The sequence below is a fragment of the Bacteroides fragilis genome, assembly GCF_019583405.1.
Classification (GTDB): Bacteria; Bacteroidota; Bacteroidia; order Bacteroidales; family Bacteroidaceae; genus Bacteroides; species Bacteroides fragilis_B.
In genome coordinates this window covers 62,149-86,232 of sequence record NZ_SZUU01000010.1, presented here as the reverse complement: position 1 = coordinate 86,232, position 24,084 = coordinate 62,149, and the positions used below count along the sequence as shown (strand labels likewise).

The 24,084-nt window shown below is 43.0% G+C and carries 15 protein-coding genes; 6 read left to right on the top strand and 9 right to left on the bottom strand.

All coding sequences use genetic code 11. From position 1 onward, the window contains the following. Nucleotides 1-50 precede the first annotated feature (50 nt). The gene (locus FDF36_RS17970; RefSeq protein ID WP_220392286.1) at nt 51-1,667 is read left to right on the top strand and encodes a glycoside hydrolase family protein; all 1,617 of its coding nucleotides are present in this window, start codon (nt 51-53) and stop codon (nt 1,665-1,667) included. Nucleotides 1,668-1,797: 130 nt separating this feature from the next. On the opposite strand, the gene FDF36_RS17965 is transcribed toward FDF36_RS17970, so the two are convergent. The 8 genes from FDF36_RS17965 to FDF36_RS17930 all read right to left on the bottom strand — a co-directional run bounded on the left by FDF36_RS17965 (nt 1,798) and on the right by FDF36_RS17930 (nt 16,159). Further along, nucleotides 1,798-3,639: an alpha-1,3-galactosidase-related protein gene (locus tag FDF36_RS17965; RefSeq protein ID WP_220392285.1), complete on the bottom strand. Its 1,842-nt coding sequence runs from the start codon at nt 3,637-3,639 to the stop codon at nt 1,798-1,800. A 183-nt stretch (nt 3,640-3,822) separates the two neighbouring features. After that, nucleotides 3,823-6,483 carry a beta-galactosidase gene (locus tag FDF36_RS17960; protein WP_220392284.1) on the bottom strand — a complete coding sequence of 887 codons (2,661 nt, stop codon included), beginning with the start codon at nt 6,481-6,483 and terminating at the stop codon, nt 3,823-3,825. Nucleotides 6,484-6,607: 124 nt separating this feature from the next. Continuing rightward, nucleotides 6,608-7,069 (bottom strand): DUF5018-related domain-containing protein, encoded by a 462-nt coding sequence (locus FDF36_RS17955; RefSeq protein WP_220392283.1) that lies wholly within the window; start codon nt 7,067-7,069, stop codon nt 6,608-6,610. 28 nt (nt 7,070-7,097) lie between these two features. Then, a complete protein-coding gene (locus tag FDF36_RS17950) occupies nt 7,098-8,807 on the bottom strand; it encodes a RagB/SusD family nutrient uptake outer membrane protein (protein WP_022012289.1) in 1,710 nt (569 codons plus the stop codon). After that, the gene (locus FDF36_RS17945; RefSeq protein WP_259281477.1) at nt 8,807-12,112 is read right to left on the bottom strand and encodes a TonB-dependent receptor; all 3,306 of its coding nucleotides are present in this window, start codon (nt 12,110-12,112) and stop codon (nt 8,807-8,809) included. The genes FDF36_RS17950 and FDF36_RS17945 overlap by 1 nt, the downstream gene beginning before the upstream one ends. Before the next feature lie 253 nt (nt 12,113-12,365). Then, the gene (locus FDF36_RS17940; protein WP_122142216.1) at nt 12,366-13,331 is read right to left on the bottom strand and encodes a FecR family protein; all 966 of its coding nucleotides are present in this window, start codon (nt 13,329-13,331) and stop codon (nt 12,366-12,368) included. Nucleotides 13,332-13,396: 65 nt separating this feature from the next. Continuing rightward, nucleotides 13,397-13,945, bottom strand: coding sequence for an RNA polymerase sigma-70 factor (locus tag FDF36_RS17935; protein WP_032543015.1), 549 nt, complete (start codon nt 13,943-13,945; stop codon nt 13,397-13,399). A 132-nt stretch (nt 13,946-14,077) separates the two neighbouring features. After that, complete coding sequence (locus tag FDF36_RS17930) at nt 14,078-16,159, bottom strand: VapE domain-containing protein (RefSeq protein WP_220392281.1); 2,082 nt, start codon at nt 16,157-16,159, stop codon at nt 14,078-14,080. Nucleotides 16,160-16,487: 328 nt separating this feature from the next. Here FDF36_RS17930 and FDF36_RS17925 point away from each other — a divergent pair, with 328 nt between their 5' ends. Further along, nucleotides 16,488-17,108, top strand: a complete 621-nt coding sequence (locus FDF36_RS17925; protein ID WP_220392280.1) for an HU family DNA-binding protein — start codon at nt 16,488-16,490, stop codon at nt 17,106-17,108. A 152-nt stretch (nt 17,109-17,260) separates the two neighbouring features. Here FDF36_RS17925 and FDF36_RS17920 read toward each other — a convergent pair whose 3' ends face one another. Further along, entirely contained in the window at nt 17,261-19,795 is a 2,535-nt protein-coding gene (locus tag FDF36_RS17920; RefSeq protein WP_220392279.1) for an alpha/beta fold hydrolase, read from the bottom strand. Nucleotides 19,796-19,921: 126 nt separating this feature from the next. Here FDF36_RS17920 and FDF36_RS17915 point away from each other — a divergent pair, with 126 nt between their 5' ends. From FDF36_RS17915 to FDF36_RS17900, 4 genes are all read left to right on the top strand, one after another. Continuing rightward, on the top strand, nt 19,922-20,482 hold the full coding sequence (locus tag FDF36_RS17915) for an NUDIX hydrolase (protein WP_220392278.1): 561 nt from the start codon (nt 19,922-19,924) through the stop codon (nt 20,480-20,482). A 266-nt stretch (nt 20,483-20,748) separates the two neighbouring features. After that, nucleotides 20,749-21,771: a sensor histidine kinase gene (locus tag FDF36_RS17910; protein WP_220392277.1), complete on the top strand. Its 1,023-nt coding sequence runs from the start codon at nt 20,749-20,751 to the stop codon at nt 21,769-21,771. An 8-nt stretch (nt 21,772-21,779) separates the two neighbouring features. After that, complete coding sequence (locus FDF36_RS17905; RefSeq protein WP_220392276.1) at nt 21,780-22,535, top strand: LytR/AlgR family response regulator transcription factor; 756 nt, start codon at nt 21,780-21,782, stop codon at nt 22,533-22,535. Nucleotides 22,536-22,558: 23 nt separating this feature from the next. Further along, entirely contained in the window at nt 22,559-24,064 is a 1,506-nt protein-coding gene (locus FDF36_RS17900; RefSeq protein ID WP_220392275.1) for a 4Fe-4S binding protein, read from the top strand. The last annotated feature ends 20 nt before the right edge of the window (nt 24,065-24,084 follow it).

The window sequence follows — 24,084 nt, the reverse complement described above, 5'->3', positions numbered from 1 at the left end:
CTAAATATCCAACAAAATAAATTATGATATTTCTGCAAATCCATTTTACTATGAATAGATTTTTGGCATTCGTGATCGTGAGTTGCTTTTTTGCCTCCGCTACATCTCAAGTTATGGAACGCGAACGTCCTACAGAATGGCAACATCTGGCAAAAGGAGCACGCTTCATGGATCGCTTTTTGCCTATGCCCAATGGGACTCAAGCAGAAAATATATGGGGGACGGATGAGGTACGTAACAGATATGTTGATAATGGGATAGAAGATGCCGATTTATCTTTCTGGGGTGGAAACATCTTGCGGGATGCCGAAGGAAAATATCATTTATATGTGTGCGGATGGCCGGAGTCTTCTCCTAAGGGGCATATGTTTTGGCCTAATTCCACCGTATTCCGTGCTGTAAGCGACAGGCCAACCGGTCCTTTCAAAATACAAGATTCAATCGGTAAAGGACATAACCCCGAAGCTTTCCGCCTAAAAGATGGACGAATAGTGGTTTATACAATAGACGGTTATTACATCGCAGATAGAGAAGATGCATCGAAATGGATATTCGGTCATTTCAATTTTGATTCTCGTGATAGGAAAATTATAGAGGGGCTTTCCAATTTGACTTTTGCCCGCAGATCGGATGGCTCATACCTGATGGTGTGCCGCGGTGGAGGTGTATGGATCAGCAAAGACGGCCTTTCAACCTATCATCAATTGACGGACAAACGAATATACCCGGCTGTCGAAGGAAGATTCGAAGATCCCGTGGTGTGGAAAGATGAACTTCAGTATCATCTGATTGTAAACGACTGGTTGGGGAGGATTGCATTCTACCAACGCTCAAAAGATGGCGTGAATTGGGTGACAGAACAGGGCGAAGCCTATATGCCGGGAATCTCCTTTCATAAGGACGGAAAAGTAGAGAGGTGGTTCAAGTATGAACGCCCCAAAGTGCTTCAAGACCAATATGGCCGAGCCACTCAAATGAATTTTGCAGTGATCGACACTATCAAATGGAATGATTTACCGAACGACAAGCACAGTTCTAAAAATATCTGCATCCCATTAAATAAAGGAATGAGGCTTTCCATTCTCAACAAAAAGAAAATAACTCCATCAACCCGCAACATTGAAGTGAGAATTTTAGCAGAAGAGGGATTTGCTCCTCAAACAGATGTAGATGTAAAATCACTACGATTCGGTTCATATACCGAAGTGAATTTCGGGCGTGGAGCCAGACCAGTTAAAACAAAACATGTAGGAAATGACCTGATTGTTGTATTCAAAATGAAAGACACCGGCATAAACTCAGAGGAATTTGCACCCAAAATAATAGGAACGGACAAAAATGGAAATATGATTTACGGTTACGCCCGGATGCCATTTGTAAATTACGAACCGGCTTTGCTCTCCACACGACGTCCAATATATGACAAAGAGACAGAAACACTTCAGATAGAAATACAGAATTTTGGCTTATCATCCTCCGAACCTGCAATATTAGAAATATCAAGCGATAACATCTGCTTAAAAAATATCAAGGTAAAAGCTCTTCATCCTTACGAGAAAACAACCTTATCAATTAAAAATGTTACTCAAACTTTGAAAAATAATACGCAGTATAAAGTTCTCATTTATGTTAATGGAATAGAAGTGAGTTGTAGCAGCTTTAAATAGAAAACAGCAGAATAGCAACACACGAATTACTATACAATCAAACGAATACATATCTTTATAGTAAACAAAGGCTAAATGACATAAACTAAATTATACATTTAGCCTTTATTTATCCGCGAACAACCGACAATTATTTAGCTATACGTATATTCATGCCGACAGGCTTCTTCACATATGCCCTTTTCATGTTATCAATATAAATCTCTTTGTTTGAGACACCTTCTTTGCAAATCACATTCCGGATAGTAACGTCTTTACATCCATTTAAATAAAACATAATATCATTTTTAGCAGAAAACCTCAATTGCATGGTACGTTCGACCGTATTATTCGCAAATAAAATACCTTCCGTACTTTTTGCAAACAACAAAGGAGTATTAAAACTCTTAAAAAGATTATTTTCTATCCGGATATTCTTATGGACAGGCCGGTTGGCATTGATGACAGAATTAGACGGATTAATCGCAATCACGGCATTTCCCGGTCCTCCATTATAAGCACAGTCTACAAATGTATTCTCTCTGATCAGCACATCATTGACGGGCCCCGACTCAAACCACCCTTCTGCATCACCTTCTATCAGAATAGCACTCATACCGACCTTATAATAAGTATTTTTTTCAATCACGACTTTGCGTGGCGTTGTGACCAACGTTCCTCTTGTACTGGTTCGAGTAAAGTAATTATTCCGGATTTCCACAGAAGGAGTATAAGTCAGGTTCTCTACACAATCATGATTTATTTCCAACCATTCAGGAACCTCCCGGTCGAACTTAACCTGCCAAATACGGTCCGACAAGCGCTTAACCGAATGTACAGATGCTGTTGAAAGCCGTTCCATGGTAGTCGCCTTCACAAAAGCAACCGTATCTCCCGTGAAATATGCTTGAAACCCATAACTTTGTCCATGCGAGAACCGCATATTCAATGTATTGGAACTAACTTTCTCAACTACTTTCAGGTTGGTTCCATGTATATTGATCGCGTCATCCTGAGCGCCTGCAAAGTAACAGCTGTCAATTAGAAGCCTCCCTCTGCACCCGGAAAAGTGCATCATATCCGCTGAAGCAGCCAACAATCTTCCTGATTTGGGTTCGGGCATACACTTTACCCTACACATTGTTATGTTATCAGAATACTGGCTTATTATCCCCAGACCATGCATATAATGCATTCGCATATCCTTCAGAACCACATTCTTACTTCGATGGATAAACATACCGACCTGATCACGGATCACATCACGAATCGTCAATGTATTGCCTTGCTTCGGTTGGAAACCGGGCAAAGTAGTAAACCTAACTCGCCCTGCAACTATCTCTTGCGCATGTAAGTTGGATAAAACCTTCCACCCCTGGCTATAATGGCAGGTTTCTGTTTGCCCGTCATATTCGATACAATGATTTTTGTTAGATTTCCACCCCTCACCATAAAGGTTCAATTTCCCATTAACTATTTCATACTTAGTATCACGATGTACAGAAACGTCCACATAATTTTCACTCACATACTCATAATGTAATTCAGAGCCTGCCGGACGTTCAAAGTCAACGGACAATCCTTCTAAGGTAACATCCTGACAGCTATCCAGTACGATTGTAGTCATTTTCCCATGAAACATCAATAAAGCTCCGTTACCTTCTACCTTCAGGTTTCGCATCTTATTAAACAATAGTCCGATCGTTTTAATTTTAGAAGGACACTCTTTTTCTGTAGATGTATTCGAGATATAAAATTCTTTTCGGACAGCTCCTTCCGGCCATATATCATATCTCCCTTTTGAAAAGGACAGCACCTTCGCCCCTTTCTGCTTACAAGCCTCAATCGCAGCCTGAAGTTGGGCAACACTATTCTCGTATGAATATGGTTTTAGCCCGAAATCGGATATGTAAATTGTATCTGTGCATTGTGCTTTGGATAAATGGACAAGAAAGGCAAAAATAAGGCAAAGCAGTATTCTCTCTATGCTCATAATCAGTTATTGCGATTTATTGGTAATATTTTCATTCCTTTCGAATACTTTGCATACTCACATCATTATCTAAAACAGCGAATAAGCAACCTGTGGTTTCAGAGAGATCTTTAGAACTTTTCGCAGAAGACAGACACTCAATCTACAAAGTCCTAAAGATCTATGAACCTCCAAGGATGGCGGTTAATCCATCTCCAATTCGAATCTATATTCCTGATTCACCCGGATATCTGACAGAACAGGAATTACACATTCAGCAGGATCTACGTTTTTCTCAAAATAAATTTGCTCATCCGCCGATTTCAACCCGTCTATACGAATCACTAATGGGTTCACATCAACACCCTCTTTCAGACGGTTCAAACTGATAATCCAATCGGTTCCGTCATAATAAGAATCAGCGACGAGTTTTCCGTTCAAATACGCATTGGCCACATCTCCTTTATAAGAAAGATACATCCGTGTTTCCTCGTCACCACATAGAGGTACCGGTGCTTTGACTTCATAAACGGCCAAATGTTCTTCGGGTGCAAAAGCCAAAGGTTTCTCTTGTCCGAAAAGAATTCGCACGGGCTTATTATCGGCCGCAGACAACCAGGTAGCATCCGTATTCCAAATAATCCGCTCACCGTTTTGCAGCAGAATTTCAATCTCACCCACTACTCCTTTACCAGAGGTAGAAAACTCTATTGTATTCTTTCCTTTCTGGATGAGTGCAGTAACATCAGCCCGTTTATATCCGCCCATTGTATTGGCTTCTATTTTCTTCCCGTTTAAGATGCAGTGGGCGGGGGCAAACGAAACATAACGTAAATAAGCCTTTTGAACTGTTGAGAATGTATGGACTGTGAACTCGCGTTTCACCTTATCGCCGCTTGACGGGCAAATCCATTTTCCCCTTGCCATAGGAGCGACAGAGCTGTATGCCGCACGTAGGTGACGGGGCTTCGACTGGAAGGTTTGTTGTTTGAAACAACCTTTTTTAAACATCCATATATCTGCTTGGGACGAGTCTCCAATTAAGGTAATTTTACTTTTATCATAAACTAATGAAGCATGAGTTATCGCTACAAACTCTTTCCCCGCCACAGTTCCTTTCCAGATATAGTCTGATTCTTCTTCTGTCAACGTAACAAAACGAACCATAGAACCATTTGTCTTGGTGATATTTATAATACATTCTTTTCCTGGAACAATTCGATCAATAAAATATCCCTCTTTCTCTTCCTTCAAAACAGCATTCTTCACTTCTATATTCTTGACATTCTTATCTGCAATCAAATACTCCGCCGGAATCTGGTCATCCTCGAAAAAGAAGAAAGTACAGTCCTCTCCATCTTTCAAAGAACAGATAGGTTGCGTCGTCGCATACTTCAGCCAAACCTCATTCAGATACTGATTGAAAGGCCAGAGAAAATAAGTGCCATTTTTAACTGTCACTTTTTTACGTGGTATGCGTACTGTTTCATCTTTCAACTTTATAGTGAACCGGACATCCTTATAATCCTTCCTACTGTTTTTATATAAATAATTAGAGCAAAACAAATAGCCGGCATTCCCATTTGAACGAACGGCCCATTGCAGATTCTCTCTATTTTGATTACTGGTAGGTAAATAAGCTATGGCCGGAGCAAGCGATGTACCAAAATCATTCATAAAATAGTTATATTTTTTAGTCTCTTGCATCACCGTCCCCAATGTCCCGAATTCGCGTATGGGAGCCTGATAGTCATAACTCACCCGGGGACCGGAAGATTGATACGTGCTTATTTTCCCCACTGGGTTAGTCCCACCGACATACATGTAATACCCCATCATATTGGCTCCACACCCTAAGCGTAAATTTATATTCTCTCCCGCCATTTCTTCGGGTACAACCGCACGACGATGATAGAAAGCAGTCGTTCCCACTCCTACTTCACACGTAAAGAAAGGAGAATCATTATTCTTTCCACTCAAGGATTCCACCTCCCCTTCTATTTTTATGATGTCTGTGCCTATGTTATCCGAAAGCCGGTTATAAGTGAAATATTCAAAATTGGATGTGGGGATCTCATTTTTTCCGGAAGCCGTCCAGGGAGCCTCAATATAAAAACCGGCATAAGGTACTATTTCCCCCTTCGGGTATTCGCTATCCATCCAGTGAGTCATCGAATAAATCGGTACATCAAACCCTATTTCCACTGCCATTTTCTTTAAATTAAGCAGATGAGAAATGATCATCCCCTTTCTCACGTATTCATTTTCTAACTGGAGAGCCATGATAGGGCCTCCGTCTTTATACAAAAGTCCCTTCACCTGATCATACACAGCCTGATACCATCGACGTGAATATTCCAGATATAAAGGATCGTTTGAACGTGCCTTGAGATTTTTATTATTTATAATCCAGTCAGGTAAGGCACCGTTTCTGATCTCTGCATTACAATAAGGTCCGAAACGCAAATGTACTTTCATATCCAGTTCTTTACAAAGCTCTATAAAATGGCGAAGGTTTAGATTGCCTTCCCATGATAACTCCCCTTCAAATTCCTCGTGCAATGACCAAAGGCAATAAGTAGCTACAATATCAACTCCAGATGCCTTCATTTTCAGCAATGCATCTCGCCAATACCTTGAATCCATGCGGCTATAATGAATTTCTCCCATTACCGGCAACTGTGGGATGCCCCCTTCTTCCATATATAAATTATTGACGCGGATTTCTTTTCCGACAGGACCGGCATTCCCCATTTGCAGATAATTAATAGGGGGAGAAACCACCTTACTTAAATCAATATTGTATTGTGCAGATGCAGTTCCAATAATCAGAGAGTATAGAACGAATAGTATTTCTTTTTTCATTAATCAATATTTTTATAAGTTACCATTATCATAATGTTCTCCATACAATGATTATTCCGAACAGATAAAAAGTCATTCATACTTTTTCTGTTCGAAACAATCAATTTAAAATAGCTTGAAAGTCTTATTTACTGAAATCTTCAATTTTAATCGTCCAATTTGCTTTGTCACCATTTCCAGCCGTTACGCTATAAATAAATTCTTTAGCGGAAAAGTCTGCCGGAAAGGTCCCCATTGCAGGAGCATCTCCTACCGGACTAATACGTGCGGCTGTAGACACATCCACATTAATGGATAAAGTACTCAAAGAAACCTGATTCCTGATGCCAGCTGTAAAAGCACTCGTCACTTCGGGAACTTTGATAGAACATTCTATTTTTTTTGCTTTCGTATCAATCGTCTTTGTCACTCCCATCTCTATCACACGAAGTCTTTGAGTAGCTTCATCCCACCATCTGTATTCAAATCGGATGTTGGTAATATCATTTTGATCATAGGTTTCAAGTTCATCCAAACCTGACTTAAGACAAGAAGTATTTAATACGATCAGTAATGCCAATGCTAAATAGCGATACAATGTTTTCATAACTTTACTTTTTTTGTTGTATTTGAAATTACCATCCCTCATTCTGGTCTAATGACGGATTATTTACTCTTTCACCTTCCGGAACAGGATATAAGTATCTTTTCTTTGTAAAGACACGTTCATTAAATACAGTCTGATAAGGCAATGGGATAATCTTAAATGTTTTTCCATCCTCTGATATACTGATCGAATGATGGGTTTTATTTAGTTCGGATATTGTTTCTTTACCATCCGCTTTTCCCCATCTCAGCAGGCTCCAGTAACGGTCACCCTCATGAACCAATTCTACCCTGCGTTCGCGTTTATACGCCTCCCAAGCTTCACTCAAGGACAAATCTTTGGAAAGAGCCGGCAAGCCGCCATGAATTGTACGGGTCTTATTGACATATTCAATGGCCGTTTCTATATCATTCAGTCGTAACATCACTTCAGCGTAGTTCAAGTAAGAACGTCCCAGACGCATAACAATCTGATGATAGTAAGTCGGATCTGAATTCCATAAATTCCTACCAGTGTATACCCCTTTACGATAGATATATCCCGTCAATGCAGTTCCCCAGTCACTGCCTGTCTTACTGTCCCAATGCAAGTTACCCTTTTCACGCATCGTCACCAGACTATTGAAGTACTTGGAAGAGTCCTGTACAACAGTGGCATAAAAACGGTTATCTCTATTCCGGTATATCGCCTTTGATACATATCCTCCATTCTGTTGATACTCTTTATAGTAGCTACTTTCATCCCAGTTCTTTGCGTTTCCATCCGTATCTACCACTTCGTATTCATTGACTAAATCTACAGAAGGAAACATTCCGATCCAGCCTTCAAAGCTATCGACAAGTTTAGGATTGGCAAACTCCTTTAATTTATCATTGCTGATGTTAGGAACTAGATATTGCATCCACGTCCCGGCAAAAGTCGTATTATTTTCATGTCTCCACTGAGCCAGGATAACTTCATTCGAATTTAGCGCATAATCAAACTCATTAAAAAGCTTTTCATAATTCTTATCCAATTCATATATGCCCAAGGCAAAAAGATCTTCACTGGCTTTCTTTGCTGTAGCATAATATTCATTTTGTCCCGATTCAATGTAGGCAGCCCCATGCAACGCAACTTCCGCAATCAACGCATAAGCCGCTCCCCTGCTTAGCATACCTTGTTGGCTGGACAATGACACAGGCAAGTCAGGTGCTGCCTCCCTCAAATCTTTAAGGATAAAATCATAAGTCTCTTTAATCGTATTTGTTCTTGGCAGTTCCATGTTCTCCTCCGCATCAAGAACCCGATCCACAATCATTAATTTACCGAACAAGCGCGCACGAGTGAAATAGATCATAGCACGCAACATTTTTGCCTGTGCTGTCAGATATTTCCTGTCTTGTTCTATAAATGTTTCATTTTCTTCCATCTTCTGAATGGTCAGGTTACATTTACGGATTTGCCCATACACATTCCATCCGGCATCATGATAACGATCTATCTGTTCCTTATTCACGTTCGAAGCGTTGCCATCGTCCTGTATCACATCATTATCCGTCCATTTATCATCCCAGATCAGCTTTCCAGTCGCATCGTTCAGCGTTGGATACAAAAAAGCCTGTGCCAGTTGCGGACTGCTCCATACATCGTTCTCCGAGAACTTATCCAACGGACCTTTGTCTAAAATATCACTGCAAGCAGAACATCCCAAAATAAGGGATAACGCTATTATTACATTTATCTTTTTCATAATCATTAAAATCCAATTGTTACACCTAAAGAATAAACACGCTGCACCGGATAGCCTCCACTTGTTGAGGCTGTTTCCGGATCGAAATAATCCATGACATCCGATATCGTAAACAAGTTTGTACCCGTAATATTGGCTCTACAAGTATTCAACCATTTTACCCTCCTCAACAATTTATATTTAAAATCATATTCTAACGTCAAATTTTTCAAGCGTAGGAATGAAGCGTTCTTGACCCAAAAAGTAGAAGCAGCCTGATTGTTCGAACCATTGGCCGATGCCTCCAAAGAGATTCTGGGAAAAGTGGCATCTCTATTGTCTTCACGCCAATAATCCAGTTGATAATCATTCAGCACCCATATAGCTTCATTTTTCTTAGTCGTGACCCCAAATTCCATATTACGTTTTCCTGTTCCATATAGCAATCCTGACAAAGTGAATCCTTTGTAACCCAAAATAAAATCGAAACCGTAAGTGAAATGAGGAGCTGTCGGCATTCCCCAACGCACCTGGTCCTCTCCATCTATTTTACCATCGCCATTAATATCTTCGTAGGCAATATCACCTAATTTAGTAGCAGAAGACTGCAATCTCCGTGGTAATCCGAGTACTTGTTCCGGAGTTTGATACAGTCCGTTATTCATATACATAATGCCATAGTAATCTGTCTGATGCGTATTACGTTTGTATGGATTTTTCAGATCAGACAATGATTCACCTTGGTTTTTAACGTACAGATTATTATAATAGGTCATATTCGTACCAACTTCGTAATAGAAATCAGATCCTATCTTATCATCCCATCTCAAGGAGACTTCAAAACCTTCCCGACGATGTTCATTCTCCGACTTTATTTGAGGAAGAGACGTTCCTAAGGGAACTACATACCGGTCTGCCGGACTAACCAGTCCCCCTTTGGTGACATAAAAGAAATAATCGACAGAACCTTTCAGGTGGTGATTAAAGAAAGCGGCATCAACGCCATAATTCAAAGAATTACGGGTATACCAACTTAACAGTTCCGGTGAAACCAAAGCCCCTTCATTGAAACCGGATTGCAAATTGCCGCCAATGCAAATCGCGTTTTCAGCCAAGCTGTAAGTTGACAAATAGCCAAATCGGTTTACACCCGCTTCTGTTCCGGTTTGGCCATAAGAGCCGCGCAGTTTCAAAAGGTTTATATTCTTCAGGTTGAGACTTTTAAAGAACGGCTCTTCCGTGATATCCCAAGCCAATGCAACAGAAGGGAAGAAGCCCCAACGATGCCCAGGTGCAAAATTGTCGGACCCGTCATAACGGAAACTTCCTTCAATATAATACCGGCTGTCAAAGTCGTACTTCAAACGTCCGACGAGTCCCATACGTCCTCCTTCATCCGAATTACCGGAATTTTGCATGCCAACACTTGAACCGGCAAATAACTGATCTACAGTGGCAGACAGATAGTCTTTGCGTGAAGCCCAGAAGTAGCTTCCATTACTCTCGGATACAGTAAATACAGCCTTCGCATCTATAGTATGCTTCTCTGCAAAAGTCTGTGTATAAGCTGCGTTCAGCTCAAGACTGTACGAATCTCCGAAGTAAGCTTCTTCTTTCAATGACGGCTTGGTCACAACAACCAATGTTCCATCCTGATTATATTGGGGAGCACGGGCTGAAAGTCCCTTGACATGGCTGGAGTTCAAACGATAGTTCAACATGGTTCCGAGTGACAGACCTTTCACCCAAGGCAACGTCCAGTCGGCAACAAACTGAGTATTGACATATAACCCGTCATTCTTATCATATCCCGAACGTTCGTCCATCTCCATCAAAGGATGATCGGATATAGAGCTTAAGGTTCCATCCTGATTATACGCCAACTCCAGCGGCTGTTTATTATTTAAATGATCCCAGATGGTATTGGCACTAAACGAAGGGTACTTCTTTTTTTCGTATGCAGCATTAATATTTACCGCCACTTTAAGACCAATTTCTTCAAAAGTAGTATTTACGTTACTTCGCAAATTATATCTTGAATAGTTCAGTGCATCAGACTTGTACAAACTACCTTGCTCAAAAGTACCCAATGAAATGTAATAATTAATATCTTTACGGTTGCCTGTCATCGACAAAGAATGCCTGTACTCGGGCGCAAAGTTCTTCAACCCTAAATCAAACCAGTCTGTATTGGGATATTTCAAAGGATCGGACTGATTACGGATAATATCCATCTCTTCTTTGCTATATGTGTGATATTCTCCATGTCCATCGGACATTGCCGCCTGATTTTGCGCATTAGCGTAGGTGTAAGAATCTATTTTATCAGCCAGAACCGTCGGTTGGCTAAACTGCGCATTAAATGTATATACGATAGAAGTTTTTCCTTTTCTTCCTTCCTTGGTTTTAACCATGATGATACCATCGGCCGCCCGAGAACCATAAACCGCCAATGAAGCCGCATCTTTCAAAACCGACAGACTCTCTATATCATTGGGATTCAAAGTCTGAAACTCCCAATCATCCGTACTGATTACCCCATCAATGACATATAATGGCTTTCCACCACCACGGATAGACAGGGAAGGAACGCTTCCGGGTTCGCCGCCCGAATTCTGAACGATAACGCCTGTCGCACGTCCTTGCAAAACGGAAGTTACATTGGCAAACGGGAGATCTTGTAACTTTTCTCCCTTTACGGCAGTAACGGCGGCCACCATCTTTTTAGCCGAGGTCTCACCGTAACCGATCACGATGACTTCATCCAATACCTTTGTATCTTCCATCAATTTTATGATCACATGATTTTTACCATTCACAGGCACGGTCTGGCTTACATAGCCGATATAAGAGACAGTCAACAAAGCTTTATCCGCTACTTCCAAGCTAAATTTACCTTCAATATCAGTAATGACTCCATTGGTTGTTCCTTTTTCTTGTACACTGGCACCAATAACCGCTTCTCCATTATTGTCCACCACCGTTCCGGTTACTTTTCTTCCGGTCTGCCGCGATACATCAGCTTCGCTGACCTTTTTGGAAAATACGATGTAATTATTAGTATGCTCGTACTTCAGATTCGTATTCCGCAAAAGTTCGTTCAGCATTTCGCTTACTTTGGCCTTCTTCTTTGAAAACAGGATTTTGGTTTTCACATCCAGTTCACGACTACTATAAACCACTAAATAATCCGTCTGTTTCTCTATCTCCGCAAACAGTGTCTCTACCGTCACAGAATTAGAGGATAGTTCTATTACTGCATTTTGCGCTTTGCCATTAGAGGCAAACAACTGGAAAACGCAGAAAAACATCATAAACACAGCTACTTTCATAATATTTAACGTCCTACTATGTATTTTTAGGCACAAAAGATGTGCTAACAAAGGTTCTATTTTCATATCTTTGTTTCCGATTAAGTTAATAATTTCTGAATTTTTGAAAGGGTTTGGAATACGTATTACTTAATAACCCGGGTTGGCAGGTGTTGACGCATCTGCCGACCTTTCTTTATTAAGATCATACATAATTAAGAAAAATCTTTTATGTTTTCATATCTTCTTTGATTTTATAGGTTCGACAATAAGGTTAACGATATAAAATGATTTCATTCGTATCTTCTTTCTGTTCTATCTTGAACGGATGAATTTTCTGGATGATGCGCAAGACTTCCATCACACCATCACGTTGACGAAATTTTCCGGTGTATTCATATTCAAGGATGGAAGGATTCTTGACAAGTATTCTCACATCATAATAGAGTTCCAGCTTTTTCAGTATATCTTTCAGTTTTTGTTTATCAAAAGCATAGAGCCCTTCTTTCCAGATAATAGGATTCTTATCAATGGAACTTATAAGAAAACGTCCATTATCCTCTGTCAATTGCTGATTGGGCTTCAATATAACCCCTTGTCGCTCACATTCGGGACGGTATATGCGTACAGAGCCTTCAAGTAGAGCTACCGCTAACTCCTCTTTAGGATAATTAAATACATTAAACTGGGTTCCAAGTGCTTTTACATCTACCTTTCCTGTCGATACAATGAAAGGCTTATTCCCCTTCGCTACCTCAAAAAACGCTTCTCCAGTCAGTTTGACACGCCGTTCGTCACCAAACACTGACGGATAACTAAGAGTTGAGCCTGCATTGACCCATACCTTACTCCCATCCGGCAGCAGGATATGCGCACGCTGTCCAGCCGGAACCGATAATTCCTGGGCAACAACAGGCTGAAGTATATCCGTACCGACGAACGAGAAAGTAATCCACCAAGTGGAAACGATGCACACAAAGACAATTGCCGCATAACGTAAAAAATAAAAAAACAATCTTTTCCTTTTTTCCGCCTGCCGTGCTTCCATAAAGCACTTTAGGCTCTCCCTACCTAATAATTCGTTTTTCTCCTGCGGATGAAGATTCATCAGCGATTGCAAATGTTGATACTTCATCATCTCGCTTTTCAATTCCTGATCGGAAAAGGCTTTCTGCAATAAGGCTTTTCGTTCTTCCTTACTGAGTTCTCCTGCATAATATTTAATAATTTGACTATTCATATTGCATCTGTTCTATATGGTAAACGAAGCAAAAGAAAAAATCCGCCAAAAGGAAATAAAAAAAATCAGGAAATAGCAAACAAAAATATGAATAGAGGCAGGCAGTCTTTCAATTCTTCACGCAATTTCTTGTAAGCAATGCCCATCTGCGACTCTACGGTATTGATAGACAAATTCAATTCTTCTGCAATTTCTTTTTGCTTTTTCCCTTCCAGCTTATTCATTATAAAAATGTCACGACATCGTTCCGGAAGTTTCTGAAGTGCACTGTTCAATAGTTCCCCTATATCGGTTTCATCAGAAAACTGCGTATTGAATATCTCCAGAGAATCATATTTCATCCGAAGTTCCATATCAAATTCATCTTGCATTTCCTGTGCGGTTTCTTGTTCAAGAACCCATTTGCGCAAATAGTCCAAACATCTGTTTTTGATGGAAGTAAAAAGATAAGCAGTCAGATTGGTATATGCATCCATTAAATCGCGCCTCTCGTACAGATGCAAAAAAACGTCTTGAACAATATTTTCAGCATCACTTTCAGAAGTAACGTATTCGCGTGCAAAATATTTCGCACGCGAATACCATGTTATGTAAAATTGTTCGAAGTCCATCATAGTAATTAATATATCAGAGAGTTGAATGCAAATATAGCTGTTTATTTGTTAATAATGCACATCGGCATCCAATTCCATCCAATGCGTTAAGCCAACAAGCATATAAATGCCGGAATTTAAGGCTCAATCCCTTTACAACTCCACCACACAATAGAAATTCCCGTTTTTCATTTTCCTGCAAGGCACTCCTAACTTACGAAGTATTCTGCCAAAATGCACTATCTTCGTAGCCGACAGTTTAAAGCCGCTTTTCTTTTGTATGCGCCCCAAAATATCGACAGCGAGCAGCGTTTCGCACATTTCTCCTTCGCCGGCAGAGCGGAAATACTGTTGAAAGAGCTGTTCAACCGGAGTTTGCAGTTCAAATTCCTGATTGCTCTCCATCAAAATGGCCTCTTCCTCGGGAGAGAAATAAAAGCGCTCACCGTCACGGAGCTCCCGCACTGCCTGCGCATAGAGTTGCGGATAGTTGATGACAGCATCATTACGGATTCTGCCGGTGATATTGATACAGATAAAACGGCGGCTTCCCGAAGGATCGGAAAGCAGATCGCTATGATTGCTGGTCGCTATGAACGAAGCATAACGCTTCAACTCGCGGACAGCCGCCTCGTTGGGCTTACGCACATTAAGCACCGGTTTCTGGAGTATATGTTTCAAGAAGCCTTGATGATTGACACTTACCTGATCGAACTCGTCAATATTGATCAGCATGAAGCGGTTGAGATAAAGCTCGGCATCGCGTTTCCGGCTGAAGTCAATGCTGTCGGTATAATAGGCTCTCAAGTCAGGCGGCAGGATATTGCGGCAATAAGTGGACTTGCCGCATCCCTGCGAACCGATCAACAGGGGTGAAACGGAGTTGGCGTACTGCTTGTCATTTCCTTTCCAGTGGGCCACCATGGCGAGAAACCAGCGATGGAAGAAGTCGGGCCAACGCGAATTGTCGCAAGGTACGTAGCGGGCCAGCGCCCGGATGCGGTCTTTTCCATCCCAACGGGGCAAGCCATACAAAAAGTCGGTAACAGGTGAATAGACCGGTACACGTTCGGAATTAATCCAGCGTTTCACATCCCTGTCCCAAAGTTCAAGCCCTTCGCTGATGGCGTTCACCGCAATTGTATTGAGCACCCGGTCCGTCACGGGACGAAAATCGAAGCAGAATGTCTTCCGTTCACGATATTCCACCACTCCGGCCAGTATGTTATAGCGAAACTCATAACGTCTGCCCATAAACTCGTCGGTACGTATGGCCATGGTCTGCTTGGAGGAAATGCAAGGATTACTTCCGAATCGCTTCTCGACGGCATACACATTGTGAACCGTCTCACGTATCAGTATTTCGGACACTTTACCCCGGAAATGCATCAGCGTCCAGCCCACTACCTCTTCTTCGGGGATTCCCGAACGAAAACAGTTCCGGGTCAGTTCCACGATCAAAGATTTAGAATCCTCCTCCCGGTCGCAGTCTACCGTATTAAGAGCTTCATACAGTGAAGTTTCAAACAATGTCGAGATAATTTCGCTCCGTTCGTAACCGGGCATCATACGCTGCAAAGGATCAGTTTCCGCCTCCACTGTTTCGCGGTAGGTAACTTCGCCGGGCATCGATAAAGGTTGTTCCAGACGGATGGGGTAGGCATCCGGATTGAAATAGAGTCCCGGATCGAATGAATAGCGGCAACTCTGTTCCGGCACCGGATTCTCAAGCGTAACATCCCGGTGTTCCGCCAAAAGCTGCCCTCTGTAAAAGTTCACCGCCCATTGGTAGGCATGGGCATGAAAAAGTCCGGCTTCCTCTACGGTTACGGGCAATGAACCGTCGGGACGGAGGAAAGGCACAAGTATCTTTACACTCCGGCCGCTCGAACCGACAAAAGCAATCATCGTCTGGGGCAGTCCGGCCAGCTTGTCACGCAAGCGGACAGCCTCTTCTACTCCGGTGAGTCCCTTCACGCTCAGAAGCACCAATCCATGATAAGCCTTCATCACCGATACTTCTTTGCTTTTGCCCAGTTCCACCGAAAAAAGGATACGGGGCAGTTTGTCCACTGCCATGACATGTCCACTTCCACCCGAAAGCTTCAGTGTCCGGCGCAAAGCGCTCACAGGGCAGGTTTTGGTTTCGGTTTTCATATTCTCCAACACAGTTTCGAGTTTCACCGCCCGTTGCACTACTACGGTTTCTTTCTTTCGGATCAGGGTTATTTTCATGGTTTTCCGGTTTTTTATAATGTGGTAAAGGTACTCTTTCTTACCGGATAAAGCAAGCGGATCGTCACATATAAATCAATTATATTTAATAACAAACAAAAGGAGTATTACTTGTTTTCACGATAAATATTATGTATCTTTATAGGAACATTATCCGGGCCCGGGTATGCGGGCTCATCAGCCCGGGCACGCGGGCTCATCGGCCCAGGTATGCGGGCTCATGGGCCCGGGTATGCGGGCCGGAATAAAGAACAAAGGAAAAAGACTAAAACAAAGAAAGAAAAGTCAATAAACAAATAACTATCAACAATTAAAAACCAAACGAATTATGGCAGCACGTTATGATTTCAGAGAAGCCCCTTCTAAGAAAGGGAGCGAAGAAGAACCTAAACTTTATCCCCACATCATTTCGGGTGGAACCATCCGGACACGCACCATTCTTGAAGAAATTTCGGAAGCCTCCACCTTCACAGTAGGCGACCTGGAAGGAGTGCTCTGTGCCCTGACAGAGAAAATCTCCAAATATCTGGTGGACGGATACCATGTGGAGTTGGGCAAGATCGGCTATTTCTCGGCGAGCCTGAAGGCAACGCATCCGGTGAAAGATAAAAAAGAGATCCGCGCACAATCCATTTACTTCGACAACATTAATTTCAGGGCTTCGATGTGGTTTCGCAAGCATACCAAGGGCTATGTGGAACGTGCCGGTAAATACGGTTCACGAAGCTCGTCACAGCTCAGCGAAGAAGAAAAGCTTTTTCGACTGGAAAGGTATCTAAATGAAAATGCTTTTATCACCCGTTCGGACTACACCCGGCTGACCGGACGACTGAAAAATAAAGCGTTAGAAGATCTACACCGATTTGTAGATCAGGGAATTATCGAACCCAAAGGGCGAGGAAGCCTACTGGTATTTATCAAAAAATCGCCTTCCAAAGAGGAAATTTAGCGGGTGGAAGATGGAAGATGAGGGTGGAAGATAAACGGCTAAAAAACCGCATCTTCCACCCTATTATTTTACTGCGAATCAGATAGTTATCTTTCAAAAGGTGGAAGATGGAAGATCGAAACGCATTTTTTGTATGAGAGGAGGAAGAATTGCTATTCACAAGAATCATTTACCACAAATTGCCTAATCTGGCAAGACGTTCCCTTACTTTGCGGATGATGATCTTTTGACATCCTGAGCGTCAGGCGATGTTTTCCTTTCGGTAACTCCGTATCGAACATATACACCCAGGGAATATACAGTCCGCCGCTCCAAGCCGTAAACGTATCTAACTTTTTAAACGGAGCACCGTCGACACTATATTCCAGAATCCCGGCAGCCGGACCACTTACACAGAAGATACCGACAGCCGTCCCTTCAAAGTCGAGTGTCAGTTTCGCTCCGGGACGATCGGTTTCAAGCATGGGCACATCGACAAAGCCCGGACGCGTTTCGGCAGTAAGCCGGGGAGTCCACGAAGAAACCAGCTGCCAACCTTTACTTATATGAGCTTGCCGGATGTCGACCAACTTGCCATTTGTATAACTATATCCATCCAACGGCACGGCAGGAAGCACATGAGGCTTGACAGCAGCATCGGCAACAGCACAAGGGGCATACATTTCATCGAGCACCTTATTTATGGTAGCTGCATAATAGCTATGTCCCAAAGGTTTGGGATGCGTACCGCCGAACTGTTCCCATGTAAATTCACCACCGCGCATCCGTGCAGCAATTTCAGAAGCAAGATTGACAGACGGAATCAGGTAATGGTTCGCCACCCGTTCGTGATTCAGAATGACATCGGGCATCTGACCTCCGTCCAGTTTCGGGATGAAAGGATCGTAGATAAAATGCAACATCATGATATCCATAGACGGATTGGAAAGCAAAGCATGGCGTACGATACCTTCCATTCCTCTTACCTGCTCAATGGCATTAAAGCCGTTGGTATCATCGTTCACCGCCGCTTCCACAAAAAGCAGATCGACTTTGGCCTTGGACAACACATCGTCCGCCAAGCGGAATGCTCCAGGCGTACTGCCCGTAGAAGGAATCCCAGCATCGATAAAGGTAAACTTTGTATAAGGGAAACGCTGCTTCAAATCTTCACAAATCATATCCCTCCATCCCTTCATCTCGGTGATAGAGCCCCCCAGAAAAGCAACCGTACCAACACGTTCTTTCTCAAACATCTGATACGAGTTACGATAGTCCCCTCTTAATGTATAGCATTGTTTGGCTTCATAACCCGGCTGATGGCGGATAATAAAGTCGACCACCGGAGCAGGATCTGACAAACTATGCGGATGATGATCCACTCCTGATTTCAAGATAAGTTCGAATGGAGCCCCCATGGCTGTATATCGTTGGCGGACAATAGCCGAGTTCTCTGAAAACGGCACTACCTTGTCACTGTCTCCACATACACAGATCACCGGAATCCTCGCATCCGCCAAAGGTTTCAGCCGGTCAATCGGATTACCGGAAAATGAATTCATCTGATCATCCGTCAGCCCCCATTCCTCTAACAGACCTTTCCATAGTCCGGCATTCTCAGGCGAACGTCCCGGCCAACTGAATACGTTACAAACCGGAGCGTCCACATAGATACAGGCCACTTTATCCGGATGATCGGCCGCCCAATTATAAGCAAACAGACCTCCACGACTGAAACCCTCAAGCGTTACTTTGGGAGATAGTCCATACATACGTACCATATTCCAATAAAAATCAGTACCGGACTTCCGGGCACGGGGACTTCCATAAAGATGAGTCAGATCATAATATACCACATGAAAACCACGCCTCAACAATTCTTCATCAACTGAAGCAAAAGCACCGAAAAAAGCAGGACGCCAGATCCAGGGATTGCCGGTTGCCACATGTTTCGGGCAGACAACAATAGCCTCCCGATCCTGATAAGCAAAAGTATATTGATCAAACCCTTTCCATTTACCTTTAAGTCCCGGGAAGGGTTGAGAAACATGTGCCGGTGGTTCCTCGCCGGTCAGTTGCCGGTAAATGACCTGCGCAATGCGGGCAGCGGCTTTTTCGTTGGGATGTACGTTGTCGGCAAAACACTCTTTCATCCCCGTCAGCGGAGCATGCAGATCGATTATCTTCAATCGGTATTTGGTAGCCAGTTGATCGATAACCGGCATCACCCCATGAACAATGATACTATCATTGATGCCCCACTGGACAGCGTATGCGGGAATAGGATAACATAAATAAATTTCCGGTTTCGATGGCAATGCCCGAAGGGTACGGATCATTGTCTCCATATCTTTCTTAAAATCAGATTTATACCGCCAGTTCTGAGGTTTCGTATCATTGGTTCCCAATTTTATGGTCACAATATCGGGATGATAGTCCAATGCTTGCCGATAGCGCTCTTCCTTCATATAGGGATTGTCCCCTTTCATCAGCATGGTGCGGGCACTGACTCCAAAGTTCCGGACCTCATAACCGTCGCCCAACATCTGCCCCAACACAGCGGGATAGCTGTCTTTGGCAGGATTACGTGTACCTACGCCATACGTGATACTATTACCGATACAGGCTATTTTAATAACCTTTTTTTGTGCTGCTACATATTGCACGGCAATAAAAAGCAGGAATAAAGAGATGATTGCGTTTTTCATTATTCTGTTAGTTTATCCGCCCCAAAGATACACAACGGTTTTCAAACCAAAGAAGATACGTATGAAAACAATTGTTCCTGACAATTATTCTAATTACCTTTGCCAGCAACCGCTATCAATAAAACAATGGAAACAAAAGACGAAGCCTGGCAAGTAGTCAGCAGCAAATATCTATTTCGCCGCCCGTGGTTGACCGTACGGTGCGACGACATGCTTTTGCCTAACGGCAATCATATCCCGGAGTACTACATCCTTGAGTATCCCGACTGGGTGAATACCATCGCCATCACCAGAGCAGGAAAATTTGTATTTGTCCGCCAGTTCCGACCGGGAATCGGCAAACAGCTATATGAACTTTGTGCAGGTGTATGCGAAAAAGAGGATGCATCACCACTTGTTTCGGCACAACGTGAACTGCTGGAAGAAACCGGATACGGCAATGGTAACTGGCAGGAATATATGGTGATTTCGGCCAATCCAAGCACACATACCAATCTGACTCACTGCTTTCTGGCAACGGATGTAGAACGAGTAGACATACAACATCTGGAAGATACGGAGTCACTTACAGTACATTTACTCAGTTTCGAAGAGGTGCAAGAACTCCTGAAAAGCAACCAAATCATACAGGCATTACATGCGGCACCGCTCTGGAAATATATAGCAGAACAAAAACAGATCAAATAAAATAGTTATCCGGGTAGGGAATCTTTCATTGGGTGTTGTCTTTATAGAAAAGAACCTATAAAACCAACAAACATTATGAAAGAATTTATGCTGATCGCTTCTCTGGTTTTGTCATTCTGCATTCTTATTTTGTGTAGAGACTACATTGTATTTATGCTGAAAAAATGAAAAAGTTTCGCTTTTATGCCTCTTTTTTCGTTTTGACATGACATAACAAATAAGGAATCATTATTTTGCTTTTCTTTGCAGTGAAAAAGAAAAGCATCATGGATTCCTTTGATAAATATATATCCCGAAACCTTCCGCTGGTCAGCCTGATCAGTGCGGTTTTTATCATATACCCCAATATAGCCTGCACTCCGTGGGAGCTAAACTCTTTGAAGCCATCGGACTACCTTGGTTTCTTTTCTTATTTTATATATCGCTTCCTTTTCTTTTGGGGGATGATCGGTTTCCTGATAAACTACAATCTGCGGCAGATCCCGACAGCGCTATTCCGGAAACGCCTGACTCACAACTTCCTGTTTGCACTGACCGGTTATCTGTTCTTCGCATCCGTTTCGTACACCATCTCTTCGCATGGTTTCCGTACGGATTTTCTGGGAAGCACTTTAATCTCCCAGTTCTTCACGCTCTGCTTTTTATGCACATTGGTAGGATACATCTCCATACTTTATACCCGGCAAAGAGAAAAAGAGCAGGAAATAGAACGTCTTCGTTTTGAGAACTTACAAAGTCGTTGTGACGCACTGGCCAATCAGGTAAACCCGCATTTCTTCTTTAACTCACTGAACGGAATATCTTCATTAATACGAAAAAAGAATGATGAAAACACGCTGATGTACGTCAATCAGCTATCTGATATCTTCCGGTACATCTTGCAAAGCGACCGGAAAGGGCTCGTCACGCTGAGAGAAGAACTGGAGTTCATCCAATCTTTCCAATACGTAATGGAGGTACGTTTTGCCAATAAACTGGTTTTTGCCATCGACGTAGCCGAAAGGCAAAAAGATTTGCTGACACTGCCTGTACTCTCACTACTTCCGTTAGTCGATAACGTCACCGTACACAACCGGATAGACAGCGAACACAAGATGGAGATCTCCATCCGGCTGAACGAGCAATCTGAACTGGTGGTGTCCAATCCCATTTACCCTAAACTATCCCCGCCCGACACAAACGGAACCGGACTAAGTAACTTGGAAAATCGATTCAATCTGTTAATGAATAAGCAAATCCGGGTGGAATCCGACGAAGAGACATTCCGGGTATATCTACCTCTAATATAGTAGTTGTTATGAAAGTACTGATTGTAGAAGACGAAACCGCTGCCTATGAAAACCTGAAGGATATCCTCGCGGAGGTAGCCCCCGATATCCGGGTCATGGCCAATACAGAAAGTGTCACGCAGACTGTCGGATGGTTGCAGTCAAATCCGGCTCCGGATCTGATATTCATGGATATTCATTTATCAGACGGATCGGCCTTTGCCATTTTCGACAGAATAAAGCTGGAGACTCCTATTATATTTACAACGGCTTATGACCGATATGCCATCGAAGCTTTTAAAGTGAACAGCATAGACTATTTACTGAAGCCTGTCAAGGTGGAGGATGTAGAACACGCACTGGAAAAATACAGCAAACTGACCCGACAGGACCTTTTGCAATATTTGGCACAACTGACGCAGCTGAAACCCGCACCCAAGTACAAAGACAAACTATTGATTGCACATAAAGACAAACTGCTCCCGGTGAGCATAAAAGAGATTTCTTATTTCTACGCAACCGGTAAAAACACATATATATGCCTGAAGGACGGCAACTGTTATCCTTATTCCAAGACCTTGGAACAGATCGTCTCCTCACTGAACCCGGAAGACTTCATCCGGGCTAACAAACAGTTTGTCATAGCCAGAGACAGCGTAACGGATATAACTATCTGGTTTGACAGCCGACTGCTTATCACACTCGATACCGAAGTGCCGGAACGTGTTTATGTCAGCAAAAACAAAGCATCGGAGTTTAAGACGTGGCTTGTAAACGATAAATAACAAACTCAATAAAAACAAACGCAATGATACGAAAAATCAGACTAACATGTGGCATCATCTGCCTGACACTGATCACCCTGCTGTTCCTTGATTTCACCGGAACACTGCACGGTTGGTTCGGCTGGCTGGCAAAAATCCAGTTCCTACCTGCGATACTGGCATTGAACATAGGGGTAGTAGCCTTTTTAATAATTCTGACAGCCCTATTCGGACGAATCTACTGTTCGGTGATTTGTCCGCTCGGAGTATTCCAGGATGTGGCAGCCTGGGTTGGGAAAAGACGGAAAAAGTTGCCTTACTCCTATTCTCCGGCACTCTCTTCACTACGCTACGGGGCATTGGCTATATTCATCATTACCCTGATAGCAGGAGTTAGCTTCATCGCAACTTTATTTGCTCCGTATAGTGCTTACGGACGTATTGCAAACAACCTGTTCCAACCCATTTGGCTATGGGGAAATAACCTGTTTGCCCATTTAGCCGAACAGGCCGGCAGCTATGCATTTTATGAAGTAGACATCTGGATAAAAAGTCTGCCCACTTTCATTATAGCCGCAGCTACTTTTGTCATCCTGATATTACTGGCATGGCGGAACGGACGTACTTACTGCAATACAATCTGCCCGGTAGGGACGGTACTGGGATTTCTTTCACGCTACTCCTTGTTCCGTATCACGATAGATACGGAAAAATGCAATAAGTGCGGAATTTGCGCACGCCATTGTAAAGCGGCCTGCATCAATGCCAAAGAACATACGATAGATTACAGCCGATGCGTGGTTTGCATGGATTGCCTCGGTAAATGCAAGCAGAAAGCGCTCAGTTACCAATTGCGGACAATCAAAACAAGATCACCGCAAGTGAAGCAGAATGCCCCTCTGGCTTCATCCGCCCAAGTAAATGAAGCACGCCGCAACTTCATGACCGCAACGGCAATGGTAGCCGCAACATCGGTCCTCAAAGCACAGGAGAAAAAAGTAGATGGCGGACTCGCCACCATAGAAGATAAAAAAATACCCAATCGGCAGACACCCATCACACCTCCCGGCTCGCTGAGTGCGCGTAATATGTCTGCACACTGCACGGCCTGCCAACTGTGTGTATCAGCCTGCCCCAATCAGGTATTGCGTCCTTCCACGAAACTGATGAACCTGATGCAGCCCGAAATGTCGTACGAACGCGGCTATTGTCGTCCGGAGTGTAACGATTGTTCCCAGGTATGTCCGGCAGGAGCAATCCGCCCTATCACGGTAGCCGATAAGTCTTCGACTCAAATCGGGCATGCGGTCTGGATAAAAGCGAACTGCGTACCACTGACTGACGGGGTGGAATGTGGCAATTGCGCGCGTCATTGTCCGACTGGAGCCATTCAGATGATTCTATCCATACCGGACCAAACAGACTCCCCCAAAATACCGGCAATCAATACCGAACGTTGCATCGGTTGCGGAGCATGTGAAAATCTTTGCCCGGCACGCCCGTTCAGTGCCATCTATGTAGAAGGTCACGAAAGACACCGTATCATATAACACATCCCAAAAGTAGAAAC